1 protein-coding gene is annotated in these 309 nt (G+C 56.0%); it reads left to right on the forward strand.

The window, feature by feature from the left end; genetic code table 11:
• Positions 1-169: 169 nt before the first annotated feature.
• Positions 170-309 (forward strand): peptidoglycan-binding protein (locus BRSPCE3_RS36290; protein ID WP_375710016.1); only part of this gene is annotated, 140 nt, incomplete at its 3' end.

Consider the following 309-nt stretch of genomic DNA (forward strand, 5'->3'; position numbering starts at 1 on the left):
GTTGCGCCCAGGGCAGTGGAGTAACGACGTACCGGCGTTGCGCGAAATATTGCAACGCACAGGCATGTTGGACGGGGGGCCGAAAATTACTCTACCTGGCGATGACACGCCAACTGACGCGGTAGTCAGCCCATCCGCTGTTACTGTTGAAACAGCAGAAACTAAGCCGATGGATAAGCAAACGACGTCTCGTAGTAAACCTGCGCCTGCCGTTCGCGCCGCCTACGATAATGAACTGGTGGAAGCCGTTAAACGTTTTCAGGCATGGCAAGGATTGGGGGCAGATGGTGCTATTGGCCCGGCAACACG

The organism is Bradyrhizobium sp. Ce-3 (assembly GCF_022835695.1).
Lineage (GTDB): Bacteria > Pseudomonadota > Alphaproteobacteria > Rhizobiales > Xanthobacteraceae > Bradyrhizobium.